This window comes from Enterovibrio sp. FF113 (assembly GCF_041439165.1).
GTDB classification, from domain to species: domain Bacteria; phylum Pseudomonadota; class Gammaproteobacteria; order Enterobacterales; family Vibrionaceae; genus Enterovibrio; species Enterovibrio norvegicus_A.
Map to the genome: position 1 here is coordinate 49414 of NZ_JBGONO010000025.1, position 25193 is coordinate 74606.

Consider the following 25193-nt stretch of genomic DNA (forward strand, 5'->3'; position numbering starts at 1 on the left):
AAGAATGACTGAATATTTACGCTGATTGGTATTAGAACCACGCATCGATGGCGAGCTTCACCGACAGTATCACGACAACGGTGATGAACACAGGGCGAATAAAAGCGCTGCCAAAACGAATCGCAGAGTGTGCGCCAATGAAAGCGCCCATCATCAGAAAAACGCCCATAGTGAGGCCAATTGCCCAGTTAACGTGACCAAGAATGATAAAGGTGATGAGCGAAGTAATGTTACTGGTGAAATTCATCGCCTTTGCGAGACCGGATGATAACAACATATTCATCTTGTACATCGACATCGACGAAACGACCCAAAACGCGCCCGTTCCAGGCCCGACGACGCCATCGTAAAAACCAAGCGTGAGCCCTTGACCCCATTGTTTTGTTTTTAATTTCGGGTCATCTTTTGGCAATGCATGCCCATCGACTTTCGGCTGTGGATGCCAGATGGTGTAAACCGCTATCGCCAATATGATAAGAGGCAGTGCTTTCTCAAGCCATGCGGTACTGATGTAGTTCACCAGTAAAGTACCTAATATTGCCCCCACTAACGTGGCAAAAAATGCCTGACGCCAAAATGTCGGCGAGAAAAGCTTTTTACGGTAATAGGTTAACGCTGCTGTTGAGGAGGCAAACGTGGCGGCGAGTTTATTGGTACCCAAAACAATGTGCGGCGGTAGGCCAATTGACAAGAGAGCGGGTACAGTGAGCATGCCGCCTCCGCCTGCGACAGCATCAATAAAGCCAGCCAAAAATGCAACCACGGCGAGAATGGCAATAGTGGATGGGTCAAAAAGTTCTAGCATTTAAGGTGGCTCGTCAAGTTGTGTGTCATAAAGGCTATAAGTGATCTATGACACGTTTAAACGGTGGCAAAGCATCCAACAGTGCCTTGCCATAGCGGCGGGTAACGACGCGTCGATCTAACAAGACCACTCGACCTGAGTCGTCTTCTTTGCGCAGCAGTCTACCTGCTGATTGTATAAGCTTTTTACTTGCCTCTGGAACTGAAATTTGCAGGAAAGGATTCCCACCTTTCCGTTCAATGTACTCTGCATGGGCTTCTTCAACGGGCGAGGTGGGAACCGCAAACGGGATCTTTGTGATAATAAGATTTGTCAGTTGATTACCGGGCAGATCCAGGCCTTCTGAAAAGCTGCCTGTACCAAACAGTACGCTCACCTTTCCTTCTTTGCAGCAGCGCCGGTGCGCGTCAAGAATGGCCGTGCGTGACGCTTCTCCCTGAATATGAAGATGCCATCCATTCTTTTTGATCTGGGCGCGCATTTTGTCTGCCACTTGATTCATTTGCCAATAGGAGGAAAACAGCACGAGACTAGATGTTTGCCCTTCAAGGTATTCCATCAATACGTCAGGAAGCATGTTGGTAAACCCATCCTGCTGTGGCTCATAAGGTAACGATGGAACAACGAGCAATGCGTTTTCTTGGTAGTCGAACGGCGATGGCAGGGCTAAGAAACGTGTGCCATCGTTTTCATCCAACCCGACTTGGCGGCAAAAATAGCTAAACGAATTGAGCGCGCGAAGTGTTGCAGACATTAAGCTCACACCTGCTGCGCGCGACCACAACAGTTGGTCGAGTCGCCAACCGATCTCGAGCGGGGAAACATGCACGACAAGATCATTTTCACGTTCAGGACATTGTTGGATCCAGCGAGCCAGAGGCGCACCTTTGGTGGCGTTGGGTTGTGCCATCAGTGTCCAAACCTTTTCTAGGTTTTCCATCCGTTGCAGGAAGAACGCGGATTCAGCTAGCAGGGGATCGGCAAGTCGGGCGCTGATCTCGCCGTCTTTCACTCGCTCGGACACAAGGTCATGCATTTTTGCTTGAGATTGATGAGCTTTTTTGACTGCCTTTTGCAGCTCCTTGGCTTCGTTAACCAGAGATTCAGGCAACTCGCCATCTTCAAAGCGATAGATGCCATCGGCATTAAGTGGCAGCGATTTGAGCATTTCGCGCACTGCACGAAGCCCGGGAATAAGAACTTGGATGCCCGTTTGAAGTGCATCAAGGAATCGGCTGCTACGTTTGATGTCGCCTGCGTTAGCGAGTTTTGATGCGGATTGATTGAGTTTCTCTAACCACGAAGCCGCACCAATTAAACTTGCCGATGCTGCCGAAAAGTCGCGTGCCACAATAGGAAGATGGTGCGCTTCATCTATCATATATAGCGCTTGTTCAGGTTCTGGGAGTATCACGCCACCGCCAAGCTCCAAATCCGCCATAAGAAGGCTGTGATTGGCAACGACCACGTCTGCTTTGTCGAGAAATTCACGCGCCTTTGCAAATGGACAGCCTCGGTGTGCGTGTAAACCGGAGTGGCAAGTGTGCTTGTCTGAGATAATGCTCATCCAGACCGAGTCGGGAATGGTTTTCGGCCATGCGTCTCTATCCCCGTCCCACTTCCCCTTTTTATATGCCTCATACATGTCGTTGACGAGGTCGATATCAGACTTTTTAGGTTTCTTTTCAAAAAGCGCCTGTTGACCATGACCTTCGGCGCTCGCTGCACCGGCGAGTTTTTCTCCACAACAATATCGTTGACGGCCTTTGGCTAAGACGAAGCTGAATTCTTTCGGAATGATCCGTCTGAACAACGGCAGGTCTTTTTCGATGAGCTGCTCTTGCAGGGCAACCGTGGCGGTAGAGATAACGACCTTTTTGTTGTTATTCAATGCAAAAGGAATAGAGCCCATCAGGTAAGCCATTGACTTCCCGATGCCCGTGCCTGCCTCTGCAACCAGAATTCGACGCTTGGGGTTGTACTCCCCAGCAAGTGTTTTTGCTAACTCTGCAACAAGGTAGTTTTGCGCCTTTCTTGGAACAAAATTCTGCAATTGCGCTTTTAAATTCTCGTAGCTGCAACGTATGTCTTTTTTAACTGATGGACTAAGCATTGAGGGCACATAAAGGTAACGGGAACCGCATTATATCACGGCTGGAGAATGTGAATGAGTTCAAGTATTCGGTCATTTGTTTTTTGTTTTGGGATTCAGATCACGAATATGAGTTGAACTAATATTAGCTATCGCTATGAAAACCATAGTGAATGCCATTCACTGAATAGTGGAGTGATTTGCAGTATGTTATGCTAAAAATCTTTGTTTTGTTGCTGTTTTTCGGATTTATATATCGTGATGATATTGCGAGTAACTTTGCAGATTTTTTACATTTTGACATTAATATTGTGATCTCGCTCGAGGCTGTCTGTCTATATGGCTGTATTTAAATGGTTTTTTGTTTTTTTGATATTGATTTTTGTGGATTTGACAGATTTTAGATTTCTCTGCACTCTAAGTTTCGAAGTTAAAGCGTATTTGTTGCAGGGTTTTGTGACGCTGTGACAAGTACAAATATAAAAGGGATCCTGGAACAGGAATTCCATTCTAATAAAGAAAAGGCAGTGGATTAACATGAAAAAGACAATTCTAGCTATGGCAGTTCCAGCTCTGTTGGCAGCAGGCGCGGCACAAGCAAGCGTTAACTTGTACGATGGAGACGGCGTTTCTGTTGATCTGTCAGGCGCAGCTGAAATCCAATACTACAAAGGCTATAGCAAAACAGAAGATAGCTACCTTCGCATTGACGATGCAGACTTGATCCTGAAAACGGCTATCGAAGTTAGCGATAGCTTAGACGCTGTTGCCGGTATGGGTTTCAAATACGAAAACAATTTCAATAATGGTGTAGCCAACGCAACTGGCAATGTTGACAATGACGAGTTGTGGGTTGGTTTTGCGAGCGCTGACTTTGGTACTATCACTTTTGGTCGTCAGATTCTGATCATTGATGATGCTGGCAACCAAAAAGACTACGAACTCGGCACTGAGCAAACAAACTTTGTTCAATACGAAGGTGCGCAGGTTATCAAATGGCGTTTTGACAATGGTGCTTTCTATGCTGGCGCTGAAATTGATCTAGACAGTGACAAGACGAAAGGTGTTGACGGTACCCAGGTTATCGATGGTGTTATTGGTGGACGTTTTGAATCTGTAGATGCTCGCGTATACTTCTATGACGGTGAAAACCTGTCTGAAGATATTCAAAGCGCGAGCTATGTAGTTGATGCTCAAGGTTACAACTTTGAACTCGATTACGCGATTAACGATGCGTTTGATGTAGCGCTGGCTTACGGTCAAATTGAGTATAAAGACAAAGCAGCAGCTTCTACAAGACAAATGGATGTAGATGTATTTGGTATCTCTGGTGGTTATCAGGCTGATGAGAAAACGTCTTTTGCTGTCGGTTATGATTGGATCGATGGTAAAGGCAAAGGCGGTTTTGCAAACCAAGAATCTACTAGCTTGTATGCAAACGTAACTTACAAACTGCAAAGCAACGCAAAAGTTTATGCGGAAGTTGGTGTGGCTGACAAAGAGATTGGCGGCGTAGACCAAGATACTGATACTGGTTACGTACTTGGTATGGAAGTTAAATTCTAAGCATTGCCTAGAGTTATACTTAATTAAGCCGCCTTATGGGCGGCTTTTTATTTAGGGAAGATATGTAATGAAAATGTTGTTGGTGGGTTTTTTTGCTTTATCTGGCGTTGCAGGTGCAGCCGAAATCACCGCAAAAAATGGTATTGAGTTTCTTGTCGTTAATGGTAAGAACGTAAAAAAAATCGCCGATGATGGCGATAAGCGATTGGATTTGACACCTGGTCGTCATCAAATCGTCGCGCGTTATGACGATGAGGTGAAGCGTGGTTCCAAAAACGTCATCTTCACATCAAAACCTTATGTTTTAGATCTGGACGTCTCTGATGACGATTTAGCTCTGGTTGTGCCCAAATTTAGAATTGAAAGCCAAGCGGCCGCTTTTTTTAGAAAACCTGTGTGGGAAGTTGAGACTGTTTCTACAGGTAATACTGAAGTTGTTACGGGTACTTTGATGACAGGCAGTGGCTTTGGTTCTTATCGAAATATGGAAAAAGCAGTTGCAGAGTTTAATCGACAAAACGGTATCGTCATTGAAGGTGGCGAAGCAAAAGACTTAGAAGACGTTTTGGTTAGTGTTGATGAGAAAGGTAATATTGATATCAAGGGTGATACAGTCACGCAGCTAAAACTTTGGTATACAAAAGCAACCAACGAAGAGAAGAAAGCATTCAAGCGTTGGATGATTGAACAGGACTTTTAATATCAAGGATGGTTGTATGAAGCATTGGGCTGTGTTGGTTCTTCCTCTCGTATTGGGTGGGTGTCAAAACTCACTGGTCAATAGTTTGCCAGCGTCTGATTATCAGGGAAAAGTACCTGATGGGTTGAACCAAAAACTGTTGGTTTTGAATGACGCTCCTATACAGTCGTCAAGGGGCGCAACAACACACTTTATTTACGAAGAAGATAAGGCATTGCTGACGATTGTAGAAAAACTTCGCAGCAATCGCTGGTATTGGAACATGAACAAAAGTGAAGTCGCAGACGATATTAGATTTCACACCTGTAATCAGTATGGGGAAGCGATTAATCAAGGGTTAGGTGTGCGAACTTGGTTCGTCAATGGCTTCGTTACCGATGTCATTTCCGCAGGAGACTGCAATTAGTAGAAGCCTCAATTAAGAGGCTTTTTCGTGATGATAGTGATTGTGATTACGACACTCTTCACAACGTAACTCTGCTGGGTCTCGTTGTAAATCGTCTAAAGCAATTTCTTCTTCGCAGTCTGCACAGAGCCCATAGAGACCTGTGTGGATTGCACAAAGTGCCGCATCAATTTTTTCTAAGCGTAAGCCATCAGCATGCAAGGTACTACTTTCTCTCCTGCAAAGTTTAATCAGATGTGCCGTCGGTACGTTGGATACATCTAATCCTGTCAGTTCAATCAGCGCATCTTCCAATCTGCTACGAACGGTTTCTTTCTCATTTACGAGGTTTTTTTGTAGCTGTGCTACGATTTCTATATCAAGCATGGTGATATCTCAGTGCGCGTCATATCCGAAGTAGTCTAGCGAATCACGGTATTCGTGCTCTGATATATATCAAGACAACGCGGATAAACCCTGATGTTTGTCGGTATTTAGCGCGGTGGTAAACGGTTATATTGTCAGCCCAATCAATAGATGTTGAAGTAGAAGGAAGTGAATGATGGATGCTAACTACAAAGACCCGTTTAATGCCGTATATTTTTTGGGAATGGTGGCAGTGGTGTTGATCCCAACATTGCCGGCAACCCTAACGTGGATCGGCATGTTGAGCAGATAATCTGCAAGCAAGGGGGGAGCGTGCAGTTTTCTTTAAAACGATTTCTATTTATCATCCTCGGATGGATATCGGTTGTTTTAGGCGTTATCGGTATATTCCTCCCGCTGTTGCCCACAACCCCTTTTATGTTGTTAGCCAGTGCGTGTTTTATGCGTGGCTCTCCCCGTATTGCAGCTTGGCTGCATCAACACCCCACATTTGGTCCCATCATTTGTAATTGGAATGAGCATCGTGCGATTGATCGAAAAATCAAACGTCGCGCCAATGTCTTCATCGTCCTGAGCTTTTCCCTTTCTGTTGCTGTTGTCCCTGAGCTTTGGCACAAATGTATGCTGATTGTGATGGCGTGCGTACTTTTAACTTGGTTTAATCGTTTGCGCGAAATTGAACCTGTTGCTCACGCCCCTGAAAATACATAACATGGCGGTTTGGTCCCCATTGTCGGGCGGGCGTTAATGCCCAATGTAAAGCACTCACGCAATGGGACACACACACTTCCTGAGTATTACGGAAGCCACTTCTCGTGGTGAGCTATTATGAGCCAAGACAAAATCGCATTTATTAAAGACAGCATCAAAAGCATTCCTGACTATCCAAAAGCAGGTATCATTTTCCGTGACATCACTAGCTTGATGGAAAATGCGCAAGCCTACCAAACCACCATCGCGCTATTGGTTGAGAAATATCGTGACCAAGGCTTCACTAAAATTGTGGGTACAGAGGCGCGCGGTTTTCTTTTCGGCGCACCGCTGGCGCTCGAGTTGGGCGTTGGCTTTGTGCCTGTTCGTAAGCCGGGTAAACTGCCACGTGAAGTGATCAGTGAAAGCTACGAGTTGGAGTATGGCGTCGACACGTTAGAAATTCATGTCGATGCGATCCAAGAAGGTGACAAGGTCTTAATGGTCGACGATCTGCTGGCGACTGGCGGCACAATCGAAGCGACCACTAAGCTGATTCGTCGTTTAGGTGGCGAAGTCGCTCACGCCGCTTTCATTATTAACTTGCCAGAGATTGGCGGTGAAACGCGCCTTGAAGCACTCGGCCTTGATGTTTACAGCCTGTGTGAATTCGACGGTCACTAATTGCCCAATTGAACGGTTATTGATGGAAGAGCGTGATCGTCAGGATCGCGCTCTTTTTGTGTCTGTGCTACGATTGCCGAAGATTATCACCAGAATTTATAACGCATGAGTTATCAGGTATTAGCCCGAAAATGGCGCCCGCATCAGTTTCGCGATGTGGTCGGCCAGTCACACGTTCTGACCGCGTTAGCTAACGCGTTAGATCACAACCGATTGCATCACGCCTACTTGTTCAGTGGTACCCGAGGCGTGGGTAAAACAACCATTGCTCGTATCTTTGCCAAGGGCTTGAACTGCGAACAAGGTGTCACATCAACGCCGTGTGGTGTGTGTTCAACGTGTCAGGAAATCGATCAAGGTCGATTCGTTGATCTGATGGAGATCGATGCCGCGTCCCGTACTAAGGTTGAAGATACCCGTGACTTGCTTGATAACGTGCAATACAAGCCGGCACGTGGGCGATACAAAGTCTACTTGATTGATGAAGTGCATATGCTGTCAAGACACAGCTTTAATGCCTTACTCAAAACGCTGGAAGAGCCGCCCGAATACGTTAAATTCCTGTTGGCGACCACCGATCCTCAAAAGCTGCCTGTCACGATACTTTCTCGCTGTCTTCAGTTTCACCTGAAGCACCTGGATGCGACCCAAATTAAAGATCAGCTCACGTATGTACTTGAGCAAGAAGCAGTGCCTTCTGAGATTCGTGCATTATCCCTGATCGCGCGTGCGGCTGAAGGCAGTATGCGTGATGCGCTGTCGCTGACCGATCAAGCCATCGCGCTTGGCAATGGTTCAGTCTCTGAACTGCAAGTCACCGAAATGCTCGGTACGTTGAGTACAGACCAAGCGATTTTGCTGTTGGAGGCTCTGGCTGAAGGCAACGCTGATCATGTCATGCAGTGTTTGACCCATCTTGCTGAAGTCGGCGTTGAATGGGACGGACTGTTAAAAGAAATCGCGTCGCAGCTTCATCGTGTCGCCATGGCGCAGGCATTGCCTGAATCGGTTGATGCTTCTTCGCCTGATGCTGAACGCGTTTTGTCTTTGGCGCACACATTGTCGCCACAAGACGTTCAGCTGTTTTATCAAATTACGCTTCAAGGGCGTCAAGATTTGCCGTATGCACCGGACGGTCGTGCTGGATTGGAAATGGTGTTACTGCGTCTGTTGGCCTTTAGACCTGTGACGTCGTCTCAATTCGAACCTGCATCGATTGCCGTTCCATCGGTAGAACCCGCTTCAATAACAGCCGAGAGCTCACCTGCGCAAGCTGCAAGCTCGGTCGCGCAAGACAGACTCGCCTCGTTGAAAGCGCAAGTGGCTTATAGCCGAGTGCCTCAGCCACATGTGGAAGTGCCTCCTGCACCTCAGGCCGCCTCACCAACCATTGCTCCTGCGGCGATGCCATCGACGGCTGTGCCTGCGGTAGCACCTTCTCAGGCTGCACCGCAAAAGTCTGTGCCTGTTGCGCAGCCGCAATATGATGAAGACCCACAGTTGTCTTCACACATGGCGGCCATGGAGCAAGATGCGCAGCGTGAATATGAGCAAGATGGGCATATTGAACCTGAATCATCAGCGCCCCAAATGCCTGTTCAGACGGGAAGCACGAATACAGCGACGTCGACTTCTGGATCACAAGGTGGTTCATCCGCGGGAAGCTTATTAGCTGCACGTAATATGCTGAGAAGCAGAGTACGTCAGCAAGAGGGCCAATCGCCAAAAAAGGGTAAAACGGTATCGGCTGGCAGCGAATCGCTGTCAGTGATGGAGAGGATCGCGGCAAAGCATAAACCTGCCGATCCGGCAAAATTCCAAGCTGCGTCGATGCCGACAGCTGAAGTGAATATTGGTGATGACGCTTATCGTTGGAAGCCAACATTCGCAGCGCCCGCGCCTCAAATAGCCGTGATTACACCAGAGAAAATAAAGAAAGCGTTAGCGCATGAACGTACGCCAGAAATGCGTGAAAAGCTTGAGGTGGAATCCATAGAACAAGATCCGTGGAGTCAAATAGCCAGTGCGTTGAACATTCCGCGTCTTGTTAAGCAAATGGCGCTCAATGCTGCGATGGAGCAAGACGGACAGCAGATCCACTTGTTTCTTCGCGCGGAACAAGGCCATCTAAACACAGAACCCGCGCAGGCGGTGCTTGTTGAAGCATTGAGCCAACAGCTTGGCTTTGCCGTCACTCTCTCTGTCGAGTTGAGTGAAAAGGGCACGACACCACTGGAATGGCGAGACAAGCTTTACACAGAAAAACTGGCTCAGGCGAGTCAAAACCTGAGTGATGATCCAAATGTTCGCTTTATCTGTCAGCGGTTTTCTGCAGAAATAGATGAAGAGAGCATTCGACCTATATAAACCACCTAAGAGGCTATTTACTTTTCGAAATTGAATTTTTAGCGGTATACGCTTTATGATTGGCCACAATGAACTAAGTTGAGGCCACATTGAGTGTCGACCTCAAGGTAAATAGCTCCATCAAAAAGAGAGAAAATTATGTTTGGTAAAGGCGGAATGGGCAACCTGATGAAGCAAGCGCAGCAGATGCAAGAGCGCATGCAGAAGATGCAGGAAGAAATCGCAAACATGGAAGTGACCGGTGAAGCAGGTGCAGGCCTAGTGAAAATCACCATCACGGGCAGCCATAGTGTTCGTCGTGTCGAAATCGATGAAAGTTTGATGGAAGACGACAAAGACATGCTGGAAGATTTGATTGCTGCGGCATTCAACGATGCGGCGCGTCGTGTTGAAGAAGCACAAAAAGATAAAATGGGCGATGTGACTGGCGGTATGCAGATGCCACCAGGCTTTAAAATGCCATTCTAACGGAATTCGTTAATTAATTATGCGTACAAGCCAACTGCTTGAACAATTGATGGAAGCGTTACGTTGTCTGCCGGGTGTAGGCCCGAAGTCGGCACAGCGTATGGCTTTTCATCTTCTTCAACGAAATCGTCAAGGTGGCATTAGGCTATCTGAAGCGCTGCAATCGGCAATGATAGATATTGGTCATTGCGTTAAATGCCGAACCTTCACTGAGGAAGAGGAATGTGCGATTTGTGCCAATCCTCGTCGTCAGGAAAATGGGCAGATTTGCGTGGTAGAAAGCCCCGCGGATATTGCAGCCATTGAAGCGACGGGCCAATATTCTGGTCGCTACTTTGTGCTGATGGGTCACCTATCACCTCTCGATGGGATTGGGCCGACAGACATTGGTTTGGATGTGTTGGAACGACGCCTTGCCACTGAGTCTATTTCTGAGCTGATTTTGGCGACGAATCCGACGGTTGAAGGCGAAGCTACTGCGCATTACATCAGCGAGTTATGCGTTGAACATAGTGTGATAGCGAGTCGTATTGCCCATGGCGTTCCCATGGGAGGTGAGCTAGAACTGGTGGACGGTACAACCTTGTCCCATTCCATCATTGGCCGACACCGATTAGGTTAATGATTTGTTTGAATAGATAAAGGCCGAGAGATCGGCCTTTATTTTTTCCGATCAAACCTGATGATGACGAGTCACTTCCAAAAAAGAGAAAAACAAAAAAACGCCAGCAATGCTGACGTTTTTATAAAATGGATTCGAAAAAGAAACAGAGAGTGTAAGGCTAACTTTGATTGTATAAAATCATCGAACCATGATTCAAACTCGTCAGAAGTAATGAACCGTCGCCCAAGACATCGATACGTCGAACTTTCTCCGCACCGAGTCGATAGAAGGTGCGCACCAGTGCAAGGTCTTCTTCAGACAACTCTGTGGTGTCGCCTGTTGTTACGTCTTTGATTTGACCCAGTTTCAGTTTTAAATAGCCGCCGCTGACTTCCCACTCGCCCGATTCGGAAACAGACATCACTATCTGAATATTTTCGGTTTCATTTTTCAGTATGATCTGCGTATCGCGAGAGTAGGTATTGTCCGGCAAGAACACCATATTGCTATGTTGTTCTGTGGTTGTTAGGCCAGTGACATCTCTGTACGCTGACTCTTCAATATAGTTAATGGTTTTAGAGTTCCAATGCTTGGTAAGCAACAGATTACCGATACGGAAATCTTCACCCAGGTATACCCAGCCGCTGCCAACAATCGAGAGCAGTAGCAAAACAAAAGGGCCGAAGCGCTTAAGTTGATCCCTTCTGCGCGGTGCGTTCATTAACGGCATAGCGTATGACTCTCCTCATGGCTCGTCAGCAGAACATAGGTGAGGTTTTCATCTGCATCTTTTTCGCTGTGAATGTAATTCAATGATATTTGGCTATCTTGCCCACCAGTCACAATCACTTCTTCTAATTCGCGATCCTGACCATAGTAACTAATGTACTTAGCGACACATCGTTCAACCATAGGTTGCCACTGACTAATACGCGCATTGGTCACTGGGATATAGACGGGTATGTTTTGTACGGTGAGTATTTCACGAAATGCTTCAGACTTTGGCGTCGAGTAAACGTGAAATGCGATGGGTACCAGTAGCGCCAAAATAAAGGCAGTCCAAGAACTCAGGGGAGTTTTGACTTTTTTAACAACGTTTGGCTGGGCGAATACGTCAGCAACTATGGGCTCTGGCGCCACAGACACGTCGTGTTGCTCGCTGACTTTAATGTCGTCTTCTTGAATCTCTGTAATCTCACCGGATGTCACTTCTGGCTCGGATTCTTGATTTGTCGCCTCAACGGTATGCGGCAGATCTACTGCTTGGTCGTTATACGCTTCGACAGAGCAAATAACTTGGTAGCCGCGTTTAGGCACGGTTTTGACCACTAGTGGGTGCTTTGTCGAATCTTTTAACGCTTTTCGCAGTGTGGAAATAGATTGGGTTAGGCTGGAGTCGTCGACTTCAAAACCTTGTTTACGCCAAACATAGTCATGAATGCGATTACGCGTAACGATAGCGTGAGGTTCCTCGATAAGAACCATCAGTACCCGGCACTCGTTACTGCCCAGCCTGACGAGGTCATCATTTTCATGGAGATCGACCAACGAGCTTTCGCTAGGAGAAAAGACAAAACGCTCTCCCAGAAGGTAACGGTTCGATTTAATTAACATCCGATATATTAACCTGCGCGTATTTTGAGCGATTTTAGATAAAAACCACTGAATTTGGACGGGATTGAGAAGGATTATACTCGAATTGCGAAAAAGACCTCAAGAAATCAAAAAATGAAATTTAGACCTTGAAAAGCAACATTACGGCCTTATCTAAAGAGGGTACTTAACTGAACCACATTTGTTTGGAGTTATAATGAGCGATCAAGCCACTCTACATAATAAGGAAACACGAGGTTTCCAATCTGAAGTGAAGCAGCTGCTACACCTCATGATTCACTCTCTTTATTCCAACAAAGAGATCTTTTTACGTGAATTGATCTCAAACGCGTCTGATGCGGCAGATAAATTACGCTTTAAAGCGCTGTCTGATTCTGCACTGTATGAAAATGAAGGCGACTTACGTGTGCGCCTGAGTGTTGATAAAGAAGCAGGAACCCTGACCATTGATGACAATGGTATCGGCATGACTCGTGAAGAAGTGATCGAGAACTTGGGGACGATTGCAAAATCAGGTACCGCCGATTTCTTCAAACAACTTTCAGATGATCAAACCAAAGATAGCCAACTTATCGGCCAATTTGGTGTGGGTTTCTATTCTGCGTTCATCGTGGCGGACAAAGTGACTGTCACTACCCGCGCTGCTGGCACTGACCATGCGAATGCGACCCTTTGGGAATCTGCTGGCGAAGGTGACTACACCATTGAGGGCATTGAGAAAACAACCCGTGGTACGTCAATCACCCTGCACCTTCGTGAAGATGACAAAGAATACTTAGATGAATGGCGTCTTCGTGAAGTGATTGGTAAATATTCTGATCACATTGGTATTTCGGTTGAAATGTGGACCAAAGAACGCGACGAAGAAGGCAACGAAAAAGACGAAGGTAAGTGGGAGCAAATTAACAAAGCGCAGGCGCTTTGGACCCGCTCAAAATCTGATATCAGTGACGAAGAATATCAAGAATTCTATAAACACCTCTCCCACGATTTTGCGGATCCACTGCTTTGGAGCCACAACCGTGTAGAAGGTAAGAATGATTACACTAGCTTGCTGTATGTGCCTTCAAAAGCACCATGGGACATGTTCAACCGTGATCACAAACACGGCCTGAAATTATATGTCCAGCGCGTGTTCATTATGGATGATGCCGCGCAGTTTATGCCGAACTACCTGCGTTTCATTCGTGGTCTGATTGATTCAAATGATCTGCCTTTGAACGTGTCACGTGAAATTCTGCAAGATAACAAAGTGACGCAAACGCTGCGCAATGCCTGTACCAAGCGTGTTTTAACCATGCTGGAGCGTATGGCAAATAACGACGCTGAAAAATATCAAAGCTTCTGGAAAGAGTTTGGCTTGGTATTAAAAGAAGGCCCTGCGGAAGACTTCTCAAACCGTGAGAAAATTGCGGGTCTGCTGCGTGTCGCATCAACGCACACTGACAGCAGTGAGCAAACCGTGTCACTGGCTGACTACGTTTCACGCATGAAAGAAGAACAAGACAAAATCTACTTCTTGACGGCAGATAGCTATCAAGCGGCTAAAAACAGCCCGCACCTTGAGCAGTTCAAAGCGAAAGGTATTGAAGTGGTTCTGATGTATGACCGTATAGACGAATGGCTAATGAGTTATTTGCCAGAGTTTGACGGTAAGCAGTTCCAGGCCATCACGAAAGCGGACCTGGATCTGAGCAAGTTTGACGATGATGCCGAGAAAGAAAAACGTGAAGAAACCCAAAAAGCGTTTGAATCTGTGGTCGAGCGTGCGAAAGCTTACTTGGGTGATCGAGTGAAAGAAGTACGCACGACCTTCAAGCTGTCAGGAACACCAGCAGTGGTGGTGACGGATGAGTTTGAAATGGGCACACAGATGGCAAAACTACTGGCAGCAGCGGGTCAGCAAGCGCCAGAAGTAAAGTACATCTTCGAATTGAACCCTGAGCATGCATTAATCAAACAAATGGCTGATGAAGCCGACGAGGCGGTATTTGGTCGTTGGGTGGAAATGCTGTTGGGGCAAGCCATGCTCGCAGAGCGCGGTTCAATGGAAGATCCGTCACAGTTCTTGACTGCAGTTAACCAACTCTTGACTAAAGGCTAATTGCATTCAGGTAACGAATAGATAAACATCAATATACGCCCAGCATGAAAAGCTGGGCTTATTTATGTCATATACCTAAACGCCCTCATTGAGACATGAAAATCGAATTTTTTATCGGGCAAGTCAGCACGAATTTTAGTGCAAAGAACGTTTAACGGGAAACCGTTCGAAACGTGCTCTAGCGTGCTAAAACTCAGGACGTGAGGTTGTTTAGGTATCAATAACCGTGTATGTTTCAGGTTTTTGCGAAACTCCAAAGTAAAGAAAGGGGATAACTATGCGCATCATTCTTCTGGGCGCTCCAGGTGCAGGTAAAGGTACTCAAGCGCAATTCATCATGGAAAAATATGGTATTCCACAAATTTCCACTGGTGACATGCTGCGTGCTGCAATAAAAGCAGGCACTGAAATGGGCAAACAGGCGAAAGCGGTTATCGACGCAGGTCAATTGGTATCTGACGATATCATTCTGGGTCTGGTAAAAGAGCGCATCGCACAGGAAGATTGTGCGAAAGGCTTCCTGTTGGATGGCTTCCCACGCACGATTCCTCAGGCGGATGGCCTGAAAGAAGTCGGTGTAAATGTGGATTACGTTTTGGAGTTCGACGTTGCTGATAGCGTTATCGTTGAACGCATGAGCGGTCGTCGTGCCCACCTAGCTTCTGGTCGTACTTACCATGTCGTTTACAATCCATCAAAAGTGGAAGGTAAGGATGACATCACGGGTGAAGATCTGGTTGTTCGCGATGACGACAAAGAAGAAACCGTTCTGGCACGTCTTGGCGTATACCATGAGCAAACTTCTCCACTGATTGCTTATTACCAAAAAGAAGCTGAAGCAGGTAACACTCAATACCTGAAGTTCGATGGAACACTGCAAGTTTCTGACGTGAGCGAAGCGATCGAAAAAGCACTAGGTTAATTCCTTTTTTCGATGCAAAAAGGGCAATCTTATGATTGCCCTTTTTTGATCGCTTTAATGAATGAAGCAGTATTGGACTCATGCTCTGTGTTCCTCTATTCCCAAACTTCTCAAGGTTACTGGATACAAAAAGAGTATGTAGTTAACGCTTTGCCTTTAAGACGAAACCCGCTAATCTCGATGAGATGAATCTTGGGTCAGTGTATTGATAACGCTCTGTTTAAGCAGGTTGAAATGGAAAATAACGAAAACAATGTAGGGGTTCTGCTGGTTAATCTTGGAACGCCAGAAGCGCCAACCGCCAAAGCAGTTAGCGCATTTTTAAGTGAGTTTTTGCACGATCAGCGAGTGGTTGATATGACTCGCTGGCTCTGGTGCCCGTTGTTACACGGTATTATCCTTCCTGTGCGCTCGCCGAAAGTGGCAAAGCTGTATCAAAGCGTATGGATGGATGAGGGCTCACCGTTAATGGTGCACTCAAAGCGTCAGCAAGCGGCGCTAGAGCAAATTCTGGATATCCCCGTTGAGATTGGCATGACATACGGGTCGCCAAGCATAGCGTCTGCAGTGAGCGCGTTGAAGGACAGAGGTTGTAACAAGATTTTGGTGCTACCTTTGTACCCTCAATATTCACGCACTACCACGGCGGCGGTGTTTGATAAGCTGGCCAAATCGTTAAAAGACCAACCTGTCTTGCCTGAGTTTCGGTTTATTAATCACTATTACAGTGAGGACAGCTACATTGATGCCTTGGCTCAATCGGTCGAAGCGCAGTGGGCTGCGAATGGAAAGCCTGACATGTTGGTGTGTTCTTATCATGGTATTCCTAAACGTTATGCGGATAACGGTGACCCGTATCGCGAGCATTGCCTAGCGACCACGGAAAAGCTAATTGCACGTCTCGATACCGATGTCGCGATAAAAACCACGTTCCAATCACGTTTTGGTCGGGAAGAGTGGCTACAGCCATATACCGACAAAACATTGGAGCAATTGCCAAAGGAAGGGGTTAAACGCCTTGACATCATTTCTCCTGCATTTTCGGTCGATTGCCTAGAGACGTTGGAAGAAATCTCTGATCAATGCCACGAGACGTTTATGGAAGCGGGCGGGGAAGTCTTTAACTTTATTCCTTGCCTAAATGATTCTCCCGCGCATATTGCCATGATGAAACAGTTGGTTGAGCGTCATACCCAAAATTGGTAGCCCCAGTTCCCACCTGATTGCGTTTTGATGTTATACCCGAGCATATGATCTGTGCTCGGGTATATTTGTAATTGGGATATTCCACCCTCAAAAATCTGTGATAGAATTCTCATTTTCGCCCCTACTACGACGCATTGAATCATGAAATTCCCAGGCCAACGCAAGTCTAAGCATTATTTTCCGGTACATGCCCGCGATCCATTGATTGTTCAAGCGAGTGAACAACGTAAGCTGAAACGTCCTCATGTTATCGGTATTGACCAAACGCTGGTTGATATTGAAGCGAAGGTGAGCGATGAATTTGTGGAAAAGTATGGGCTAAGTAAGGGCCATTCTTTGGTGATTGATGACAAGCGAGCAGAAGCGCTGTATCAAGAGCTAAAAGAAAACAACATGATCAGCCATGAGTTTGCGGGTGGCACGATTGGGAATACGCTACATAACTATTCCACGCTGGCAGATGATAAGTCGATCCTTCTGGGTGTGATGAGCCGCGATATCACCATTGGTAGCTATTCTTACCGCTACTTGTGCAACACGTCTAGCCGTATGGATCTGAATTATCTCGAAGCAGTGCAAGGCCCAATTGGTCGTTGCTATGCGCTTATCAGTGAGGAAGGCGAGCGTACCTTTGCTATTAGTGAAGGGCTGATGAATCAGCTGACACCGCAATCTATTCCTGAGCACATCTTTAAAAATGCGTCGGCACTGGTGCTAACTGCCTATTTGGTGCGTTGCAAGGAAGGCGATCCGATGCCTGAAGCGACAATGAAAGCCATTGAATACGCGAAAAAATATGATGTGCCAGTTGTAATGACCATGGGTACTAAGTACGTCATTCAAAATAACCCGCAATGGTGGCGTGAGTTCTTGGCAGAGCACGTGTCCGTGGTTGCCATGAACGAAGAAGAAGCAGAAGCACTAACCGGTGAATCTGATCCGTTAGTGGCTGCAGACAAAACGTTGGATTGGGTCGACATGGTGCTTTGCACCGCGGGCCCAATTGGCCTTTACATGGCAGGTTACACCGATGATGATGCAAAACGTGAGACCACATTGCCATTGCTGCCAGGTTCGATTGCTGAGTTCAACCGCTATGAATTCAGCCGTCCGATGATGAAAGATCAGTGCGTTAACCCAGTGAAGGTGTATTCACATATTGCGCCTTACATGGGCGGTCCAGAGCGTATCAAAAACACCAATGGTGCGGGCGATGGCGCGTTGTCAGCGGTACTGCACGATATGTCTGCAAACCGTTACCATCGCGATAACGTGCCAAACTCAAGCAAGCATGTGCATCAGTTCTTGACCTACAGTTCGTTTTCACAGGTGTGTAAGTACGCAAACCGAGTGAGTTATGAAGTGTTGGCGCAGCATTCTCCGCGCCTTTCTCGCGGCTTGCCAGAGAGAGAAGATTCTCTGGAAGAAGCTTACTGGGAGCGCTAAATCTCTGCCTTATTGGGCACTGATGCTGCGTTGATTTTATGAATGCTGTTAGTCACTGAGTGAACTAAGCTACTAAGCAGTCACCATTTCATCGCCTTGCCTTGGTGTCAAATGCGTTGAGATAACGGGTCTTTGCTAGAGACGAAAAATAAAAAACCGCCGTGATGGCGGTTTTTTTATTGGTGGATGCTGGTGTTTATGCTTTTGAGTAGGCTTCGTTGTGAACTGCTGCAATTGCGCGACCTGAAGGGTCTGCTGCGTTTTTGAAGCTTTCATCCCACTCAATGGCCTTCGCACTTGAACATGCGATTGATGGACCACCTGGTACACACTCTACTGCTGATGGCAGTGGGAACAACTCTTCAAAGATCTCACGGTAAACGTAAGCTTCTTTTGTCGTTGGCGTGTTGTAAGGGAAACGGTAGCTGGCGGTTTCCATTTGCTGATCAGAGATTTTCTCGTTAGCAACAGCTTTCAATGTATCAATCCAGCCATAACCTACGCCATCAGAGAACTGCTCTTTCTGGCGCCATGCAATCGCTTCTGGCAAGTAGTGCTCGAAACACTCACGAAGAATGTGCTTCTCCATTTTGCCGTTGCCACACATCTTGTCTGCAGGGTTCAGGCGCATTGCTACGTCGATGAACTCTTTATCGAGGAAAGGTACACGACCTTCAACACCCCATGCAGCCAGTGATTTGTTGGCGCGTGCACAGTCAAACATGTTCAGCGCAAGCAGTTTACGCACGGTTTCTTCGTGGAACTCTTTGGCATTTGGTGCTTTGTGGAAGTATAAGTAACCGCCGAAGATTTCGTCTGCACCTTCACCAGACAGGACCATTTTGATGCCCATCGCCTTGATTTTACGTCCTAGCAGATACATAGGCGTCGAAGCGCGGATGGTCGTCACGTCATAGGTTTCAATGTGATAAATCACATCACGAATCGCGTCTAAACCTTCTTGGATGGTGTACGTCATTTCATGGTGAACAGTACCAATTTGCTCAGCCACTTCACGTGCGGCTTTGAGATCGGGTGCGTCTTCAAGACCAATGGCAAAAGAGTGAAGCTGAGGCCACCATGCGGCTGATTGTCCATCATCTTCAATGCGCATTGCCGCGTAGCGTTTCGCAACTGCAGAGGTGATTGACGAGTCTAGACCGCCTGATAGCAATACACCGTAAGGTACGTCAGTCATCAACTGGCGCTTTACAGCAGCTTCCAGTGCTTCAGTCAGCTCTTCTTTGCTGGTAGAGTTGTTTTGTACGGCTGCGTACTCATTCCAATCACGAATGTAGTAGCGCTGTGGCTCTGCATCTTGAGAGCGGTAGTACGAACCTGGAGGGAATTCGCTGATGGTTTTACACACAGGCACGAGTGCTTTCATTTCTGATGCAACAAAGTAGTTGCCGTACTCATCGTAGCCTTGGTATAGCGGGATAATACCAATGTGGTCACGACCAACCAGATATTCGTCTTTATCTTCGTCATAAAGAACAAAGGCGAAAATACCATTTAGCTCTTCTAGCAGATCTGCACCCATGTCTTGGTATAACGCCAAGATGACTTCACAATCTGAATCGGTTTGAAAATCGTATTTGTCTTCGTAACGCGCACGAATTTCTTTGTGGTTGTAGATCTCACCGTTAACCGCAAGGATAAGCTTGCCATCAGGGCTATAAAGAGGTTGTGCGCCGCTGTTCAAACCAACGATAGCGAGACGTTCGTGCGCGAGAATTGCACGCTCTGATGAATAGATGCCAGACCAGTCCGGTCCACGGTGACGTAACTTCTTGGACATTTCCAAGGCAGATTCGCGTAACACTGACGCATCTGATTTAATATCTAAAATGCCAAATACAGAACACATAATTCCCTCTCAAACTTCCCTAATGCACGCATCATAAACGCGTTTCAATTTTGTATTGTCTTCAATTTGCCAATTTGATAGAAAAAAGCAACCTGTTATGAAGATAAAAATAATAAACCCGAGGTGAAGTTTAATTTCATTCACCAATATGCGGTTTTTAGTGAATGAAACATTGGTGCTGATGATTTTGTGACCGCTTTTGTGCTTGGGAGCACAAGAGTGGTCACGGATTTCAGAATGAGGCTTAAAGCAGTTGGTCTTTTACATGGCGAGCAAAACCCGCACCTGCTTCGTTGTAGATGTTATAGGCTTCGTTAACGCCAAGCGCTTTGAGTTGTTCAAGTTCATCGACGTACTTAGCAATAGCGGCGACTTTGCCGTCGAATCCTAATTGATTGATCTGCTCCATGGCCAAGGTGTTAGCTTGACTATTAGGCATCGCAAGAAGGATCAGTTCGATATGGTGAGAGGAGGTGACACGAGACCAGAAATCAGGATCTGTGGCATCACCATGAATCACATTTCTGTTGCATTCTTGATGGCTAGCGACTGAATCTTCACGCGCTTCAATGCCTAGTACTTTTGACGGAAACTCTATTGCGAGTTCATCATACGCACCACTGCCTATGCGGCCCATACCGATGATAACCACGGAAGCATCACCGAGATCGATAAGCTGATCGTTATGATGGATTCGCTCTGGTGACGGGTCGTTGAAGCGTGATGATACAGCACCGTAAATTTTATGACTGAACGTATTTAGTGGTGCAGCTAACATGAAGGACAAAGACACTGCAATGGCGATGGCGACCAAAATACTGCCGGGCATGATGCCCATTTGGTAGGCAATACCACCGACAATTAAGCCAAATTCACTGTAGTTAAACAGGGTGAGCGTGGCGAAAAGTGAGGTCCGGACACGGAATTTGAAGCCATTGAATATGACATAGTAAAGCAGGCCTTTTAATGGCAACAGTAGCAACAGCAATAGCGCAATCATCAATCCTTGCAACGTTGGCTGCTCTGACAAGCCAATATTAAGGAAAAAGCACACCAGAAAGAGTTCTTTCAAGTTGAACAGTGATTTGGCCATCTCTGATGCACGGGGATGTGCTGCCATCATCATGCCCAGAAGCAGAGCACCTAGGTCTGCTTTCATGCCAACAGCATCAAAGAACCCCGCCCCTGCGACCAACGCAAGGAAAACACCATAAAGCACTAAGACTTCACCATGACCGACGCGATCCAGTAATTTAAAGAACAACGGACGGGCCAATGGCAATGCAAATAACAGTAGGGCTTCTATACCGGGCACTTTTCCTGAGGCGATGGTCAGGAAAATAACGGCAAAGATATCCTGCATGATGAGAACGCCGATAGCTAACGTGCCGTAGGTGGCGTTCATTTCGCCTTTCTCTTGCAGGGCTTTGATGGCGAAAACGGTACTGGAAAAAGAGAGAGCAAAAGCAACAAGTACAATGTCGTTTAACGCGAGGCTTGAAAATGCGGAAAAGCCAAGTGACTTAAAGCCCATCAAGCAAAGTGAGAACAGTGCAGTTGTCATCACGTTATGGAGTGTGGCACCGAACCAAATCTCTTTATTGAGCAGAGACTTTACGTCGAGTTTGAGACCAATAGTAAACAGCAGCAAGGTAACACCCAAATCGGCTAACGTTTGGATAACGGGCGTGGAGGTGAATCCTGCTGCATGTAAGCCAAATCCAGCAATCAAGAAGCCGACGAGTGGGGGCATGTGGCAGCGCAGCATTAAAAAACCGCTGAGAAATGCGACGGCAATGATAACGAGATCCATGGTTTTGATTGTTTCCTTGCGAAAAAATAACGCGTTTAAGCCTAAGCCGGTCAAACAGGGGGCCTAACAACAGAAAATGATAAGATAAAACAAAGGCAACACGGTAAACCTGTGTTGCCTATGAAGCTAAACATAAATTAGCTTAAGCTGTGCCTAATTTGTGTAACAGAATTTTAGTCTTCGAGCAGTTTTTGAAGCAATATTCCGTTAAGCATCGCGCGTTTAACCAGCGCAAATGCGCCGAGTGTCGGTGTAGTAGAAGACAAGCTGGCTGCGACAACAGGAAGATTCTGGTGGAAGGCTCTTAGTGATTGGTTTTCTACGCAGCGTTGAATGGCTGGGAACACCACGCTTTTTGCTTCGGTAATTTCACCAGAGATCACCACTTGTTGTGGATTGAACAAGTTAATTGTCATCGCGATGGCTTTGCCTAAGTGATTACCTACCTTTACCAATACCTGACGCGCGAGTTCATCACCGGCAACAGCAGCACGACAGATGTCGGATACGTTGAGGTCTTTTTTGCCTTGCAGCATGCTTTCATGGCCTTGTGCCAAAAGCTGCTGTGCGTGCTCGATAATAGCTGGATTAGAAGCAACCGTTTCAAGACAGCCAAAATTACCACACTGACACTTCTTGCCGAGCGGGTCTATTTGAATGTGTCCGATCTCGCCAACGTTGCGGTTGTAGCCTAAAAACACTTGGCCATTAACGATGATACCTGCACCAGCACCATTGTGAACACTGACGAGTAGGGTGTCGTAGTAGTTTTTACTCACCCCGAAATAATGTTCTGCCAGTGCCTGACCCCGGGTGTCGTTTCCGATGTAACACTGCACACCAAATTCATCGCGAATTAAGTCACTTAACGGTAATTTGTCGATCGTAATATGTGGCATGTATTCGACGATACCTGTTTCGGCATCAACGAGACCGGGAAGCGAAATCGCCACGGCAATCAGTTCTTTTACAATGTCTTGTTGGCTAGCGAGGAAACTGTGAAGGTGAAAAAGAAGACCTTCAATCAGGGTTTCCTGATTGGGATAGTGAAACGCTTCGTCATGCTCGGCGAGAGGTTTGCCCGACAAGTCGAACAGTGTTAGTTCGATGCGGTCACGGCCGAGTCGTACAGCAAGAGAGTGAAAAGGGGCGCATTCGGTGGTCAACGAGATGGCTCGTCGACCTCCTGTGGACGCTTGTTGCGCGACCTCTTTAATCAGGCCGCGCTCAAGCAACTGGCGGGTAATTTTGGTAACACTTGCTGGAGCAAGACTGCTCACGTCAGCAATTTGGATTCGAGATATCGGCCCTTGTTGGTCGATAAGTCGATAAACGGCGGCACCGTTTAGCTGTTTAACCAGATCTACGTTACCAATTTGTCCGCCTGTCATAAATGTCCTAATTCAATGTATATTCGCCGTTAACTACAGTCGCTTTGACATTGAAATCGCGATCAAACACGGTCAGGTTAGCGACATATCCATTCTTGATAGCCCCTAGCTTGTCATCCATGCCGATTGCACGTGCAGGATACAAGGTTGCCATGCGGATCACTTCATCCAAAGCGATGCCTACGTGTTCGACAGAGTTTTGTACTGCTTCAATCATGGTCAATGCCGAACCGCCAAGTGTGCCATTCTCATCAACACACTTACCATCACGGTAATATACTTTCTTACCTACAAAAATAAAGTGATCCATGTCTGCTCCTGCAGGCGCTGCTGCATCAGTAACAAGAACCAGTTTCTCACCTTTCAATTTGTGGGCAATGCGAATGTTTGCATAATCTACGTGGAAACCATCTGCAATCACGCCCGTATAAACCTCCGGGGTGTCGTAGATAGCGCCAACCATACCAGGCTCGCGACCCGCAATTGGCGTCATCGCATTGAACAGGTGGGTGGCAAACGTGATACCCGCTTTAAAGCCTAGACGCGCTTCAACGTAGCTTGCGTTGGTGTGACCTGCCGATACAACGATACCTGCATCAGCCAACTGACGGATATGATCCGCTGGCGTTAATTCTGGTGCCAGCGTCACTTTCGTGACGACATCGGCATTAGCAGTGATGAAATCGATCATTGCGTCATCTGAACGACGAATGAAATCAACACTGTGAATGCCTTTTTTTGCAACATTCAGGTATGGACCTTCAAGGTGCAAACCGAGTGCTTGATGCTCGTATTGTGCTTGGTAATCACGAATCGCACTGACTGATGCCTTCATATCTTCATCAGAAGACGTGATCAGTGTTGGCAAGAAGCTGGTGCAACCAGACTTCAGGTTAGCCAGATGCATCGTGTGGATAGTGTCCGCGGTCACTTCATCGTTGAACATCACACCACCACAACCGTTGAGTTGTAGATCGATGAAGCCAGGGCTGAGATATGCGCCATCAAGTGAACGAGTTTCAATGCCTTCTGGCAATTCACTTTCAGGACAAACGTTCTGGATCAGGCCACCATCGACGATGACAGCATGATTATCCAGCACTTCGCTACCAGTAAAAATTCGGCAGTTAGTCAGTGCGTACATGAATACTTCCTTACCTTACAGGTTTTTGATGTTTTCAGCTTCTAGCTCATGGAAGTACTTAACTGTCTTCACTTTAAGCTCAGCTGTTGATGGTTCGTCACAAATCATCAGTGCTTTAGGGTGCAATTGAAGTGCAGAGACAGTCCATAGGTGGTTCACTGAACCTTCTACCGCTGCTTGCAGAGCAAGTGCTTTGTTGTGACCTGTAACCAGAATCATCACTTCTTTTGCGTCAAGCAAGGTACCTACGCCAATGGTCAGTGCGTGTTTAGGTACTTGGTTGATGTCATTATCAAAGAAACGAGAGTTAGCAATACGGGTATCTTCCGTCAAGGTTTTGATACGAGTACGTGATGAAAGTGACGATGCTGGCTCGTTAAATGCGATGTGACCGTCGTTGCCAATGCCACCCATGAACAGGTTAATACGACCGTAAGATTTAATCTTCTCTTCGTAACGTTGGCATTCTGCTTCATGATCGTCAGTGTTACCGTTCAGAAGGTTAATATTTTCTTCTTTAATATCAATGTGATTGAAGAAGTTATTGAACATGAAGCTACGGTAAGATTCTGGATGATCTGCTGGGATGCCGCAGTACTCGTCCATGTTGAACGTAACCACATCTTTAAAGCTTACTTCGCCTTGCTTATGAAGATTAATCAGTTGCTTATACGTGTTCAGTGGAGTGCCACCAGTTGGCAAACCCAGAACAAACGGACGATCTTCAGTTGGAGCAAATTTGTTAATTGCATCAACAATATAGCGTGCTGACCAAAAGCCTACTTCATGTGCGGTTTGTAAAGGGATAAGTCTCACGGTACACCTCTTAATTAATTCAAATTCAGACTATACAGCATAGTGGATTTGTATCTTAGTTTTCATCATAAAATAAGTTTTATGATGGTGCTAGCAAAAAACAGGATCTCGTATCGTTT

At 46.5% G+C, this 25193-nt stretch carries 22 protein-coding genes; 12 read left to right on the forward strand and 10 right to left on the reverse strand.

Annotated elements, in window-relative coordinates; all coding sequences use genetic code 11:
* Positions 1-31: 31 nt before the first annotated feature.
* On the reverse strand, positions 32-805 hold the full coding sequence (locus ACED36_RS18115; RefSeq protein ID WP_017004287.1) for a TSUP family transporter: 774 nt from the start codon (positions 803-805) through the stop codon (positions 32-34).
* Between the two features lie 34 nt (positions 806-839).
* A complete protein-coding gene (dinG, locus tag ACED36_RS18120; protein ID WP_016961036.1) occupies positions 840-2918 on the reverse strand; it encodes an ATP-dependent DNA helicase DinG in 2079 nt (692 codons plus the stop codon).
* Between the two features lie 516 nt (positions 2919-3434).
* Between dinG and ACED36_RS18125 the strand changes: the two genes are divergently transcribed.
* The 3 genes from ACED36_RS18125 to ACED36_RS18135 all read left to right on the forward strand — a co-directional run bounded on the left by ACED36_RS18125 (position 3435) and on the right by ACED36_RS18135 (position 5569).
* Positions 3435-4463: a porin gene (locus tag ACED36_RS18125; RefSeq protein WP_016961038.1), complete on the forward strand. Its 1029-nt coding sequence runs from the start codon at positions 3435-3437 to the stop codon at positions 4461-4463.
* Between the two features lie 67 nt (positions 4464-4530).
* Positions 4531-5163 (forward strand): DUF2057 domain-containing protein, encoded by a 633-nt coding sequence (locus ACED36_RS18130; protein ID WP_016961039.1) that lies wholly within the window; start codon positions 4531-4533, stop codon positions 5161-5163.
* A gap of 16 nt (positions 5164-5179) precedes the next feature.
* On the forward strand, positions 5180-5569 hold the full coding sequence (locus ACED36_RS18135; protein WP_016961040.1) for a hypothetical protein: 390 nt from the start codon (positions 5180-5182) through the stop codon (positions 5567-5569).
* A gap of 12 nt (positions 5570-5581) precedes the next feature.
* On the opposite strand, the gene ACED36_RS18140 is transcribed toward ACED36_RS18135, so the two are convergent.
* Entirely contained in the window at positions 5582-5935 is a 354-nt protein-coding gene (locus ACED36_RS18140; protein ID WP_016961041.1) for a TraR/DksA C4-type zinc finger protein, read from the reverse strand.
* Positions 5936-6247: 312 nt separating this feature from the next.
* Between ACED36_RS18140 and ACED36_RS18145 the strand changes: the two genes are divergently transcribed.
* The 5 genes from ACED36_RS18145 to recR all read left to right on the forward strand — a co-directional run bounded on the left by ACED36_RS18145 (position 6248) and on the right by recR (position 10766).
* Complete coding sequence (locus tag ACED36_RS18145) at positions 6248-6646, forward strand: YbaN family protein (protein ID WP_017004283.1); 399 nt, start codon at positions 6248-6250, stop codon at positions 6644-6646.
* A 117-nt stretch (positions 6647-6763) separates the two neighbouring features.
* Positions 6764-7309: an adenine phosphoribosyltransferase gene (gene apt, locus ACED36_RS18150; RefSeq protein ID WP_016961046.1), complete on the forward strand. Its 546-nt coding sequence runs from the start codon at positions 6764-6766 to the stop codon at positions 7307-7309.
* Positions 7310-7414: 105 nt separating this feature from the next.
* On the forward strand, positions 7415-9676 hold the full coding sequence (dnaX, locus tag ACED36_RS18155; protein ID WP_016961047.1) for a DNA polymerase III subunit gamma/tau: 2262 nt from the start codon (positions 7415-7417) through the stop codon (positions 9674-9676).
* 138 nt (positions 9677-9814) lie between these two features.
* Positions 9815-10144, forward strand: a complete 330-nt coding sequence (locus ACED36_RS18160; RefSeq protein ID WP_016961048.1) for a YbaB/EbfC family nucleoid-associated protein — start codon at positions 9815-9817, stop codon at positions 10142-10144.
* A 19-nt stretch (positions 10145-10163) separates the two neighbouring features.
* The gene (gene recR / locus ACED36_RS18165; RefSeq protein WP_016961049.1) at positions 10164-10766 is read left to right on the forward strand and encodes a recombination mediator RecR; all 603 of its coding nucleotides are present in this window, start codon (positions 10164-10166) and stop codon (positions 10764-10766) included.
* Positions 10767-10926: 160 nt separating this feature from the next.
* On the opposite strand, the gene ACED36_RS18170 is transcribed toward recR, so the two are convergent.
* On the reverse strand, positions 10927-11478 hold the full coding sequence (locus tag ACED36_RS18170) for a regulatory protein ToxS (RefSeq protein WP_016961050.1): 552 nt from the start codon (positions 11476-11478) through the stop codon (positions 10927-10929).
* Positions 11469-12362, reverse strand: coding sequence for a transcriptional regulator (locus tag ACED36_RS18175; RefSeq protein WP_026023976.1), 894 nt, complete (start codon positions 12360-12362; stop codon positions 11469-11471). The genes ACED36_RS18170 and ACED36_RS18175 overlap by 10 nt, the downstream gene beginning before the upstream one ends.
* A gap of 196 nt (positions 12363-12558) precedes the next feature.
* Between ACED36_RS18175 and htpG the strand changes: the two genes are divergently transcribed.
* The 4 genes from htpG to ACED36_RS18195 all read left to right on the forward strand — a co-directional run bounded on the left by htpG (position 12559) and on the right by ACED36_RS18195 (position 18040).
* On the forward strand, positions 12559-14466 hold the full coding sequence (gene htpG / locus ACED36_RS18180; RefSeq protein WP_016961052.1) for a molecular chaperone HtpG: 1908 nt from the start codon (positions 12559-12561) through the stop codon (positions 14464-14466).
* A gap of 277 nt (positions 14467-14743) precedes the next feature.
* Complete coding sequence (gene adk / locus ACED36_RS18185; protein ID WP_016961053.1) at positions 14744-15388, forward strand: adenylate kinase; 645 nt, start codon at positions 14744-14746, stop codon at positions 15386-15388.
* Between the two features lie 234 nt (positions 15389-15622).
* Positions 15623-16594 (forward strand): ferrochelatase, encoded by a 972-nt coding sequence (hemH, locus tag ACED36_RS18190; RefSeq protein WP_026023975.1) that lies wholly within the window; start codon positions 15623-15625, stop codon positions 16592-16594.
* A 141-nt stretch (positions 16595-16735) separates the two neighbouring features.
* Complete coding sequence (locus ACED36_RS18195; RefSeq protein WP_016961056.1) at positions 16736-18040, forward strand: inosine/guanosine kinase; 1305 nt, start codon at positions 16736-16738, stop codon at positions 18038-18040.
* A gap of 196 nt (positions 18041-18236) precedes the next feature.
* On the opposite strand, the gene asnB is transcribed toward ACED36_RS18195, so the two are convergent.
* From asnB to nagB, 5 genes are all read right to left on the reverse strand, one after another.
* Positions 18237-19910: an asparagine synthase B gene (gene asnB / locus ACED36_RS18200; RefSeq protein WP_016961057.1), complete on the reverse strand. Its 1674-nt coding sequence runs from the start codon at positions 19908-19910 to the stop codon at positions 18237-18239.
* Between the two features lie 244 nt (positions 19911-20154).
* A complete protein-coding gene (locus tag ACED36_RS18205) occupies positions 20155-21723 on the reverse strand; it encodes a cation:proton antiporter family protein (protein WP_016961058.1) in 1569 nt (522 codons plus the stop codon).
* Between the two features lie 173 nt (positions 21724-21896).
* The gene (locus ACED36_RS18210; protein WP_016961059.1) at positions 21897-23114 is read right to left on the reverse strand and encodes an ROK family protein; all 1218 of its coding nucleotides are present in this window, start codon (positions 23112-23114) and stop codon (positions 21897-21899) included.
* Positions 23115-23121: 7 nt separating this feature from the next.
* On the reverse strand, positions 23122-24258 hold the full coding sequence (gene nagA / locus ACED36_RS18215) for an N-acetylglucosamine-6-phosphate deacetylase (protein WP_016961060.1): 1137 nt from the start codon (positions 24256-24258) through the stop codon (positions 23122-23124).
* Positions 24259-24273: 15 nt separating this feature from the next.
* Positions 24274-25074, reverse strand: a complete 801-nt coding sequence (gene nagB, locus ACED36_RS18220) for a glucosamine-6-phosphate deaminase (RefSeq protein WP_016961061.1) — start codon at positions 25072-25074, stop codon at positions 24274-24276.
* Positions 25075-25193: the final 119 nt, after the last annotated feature.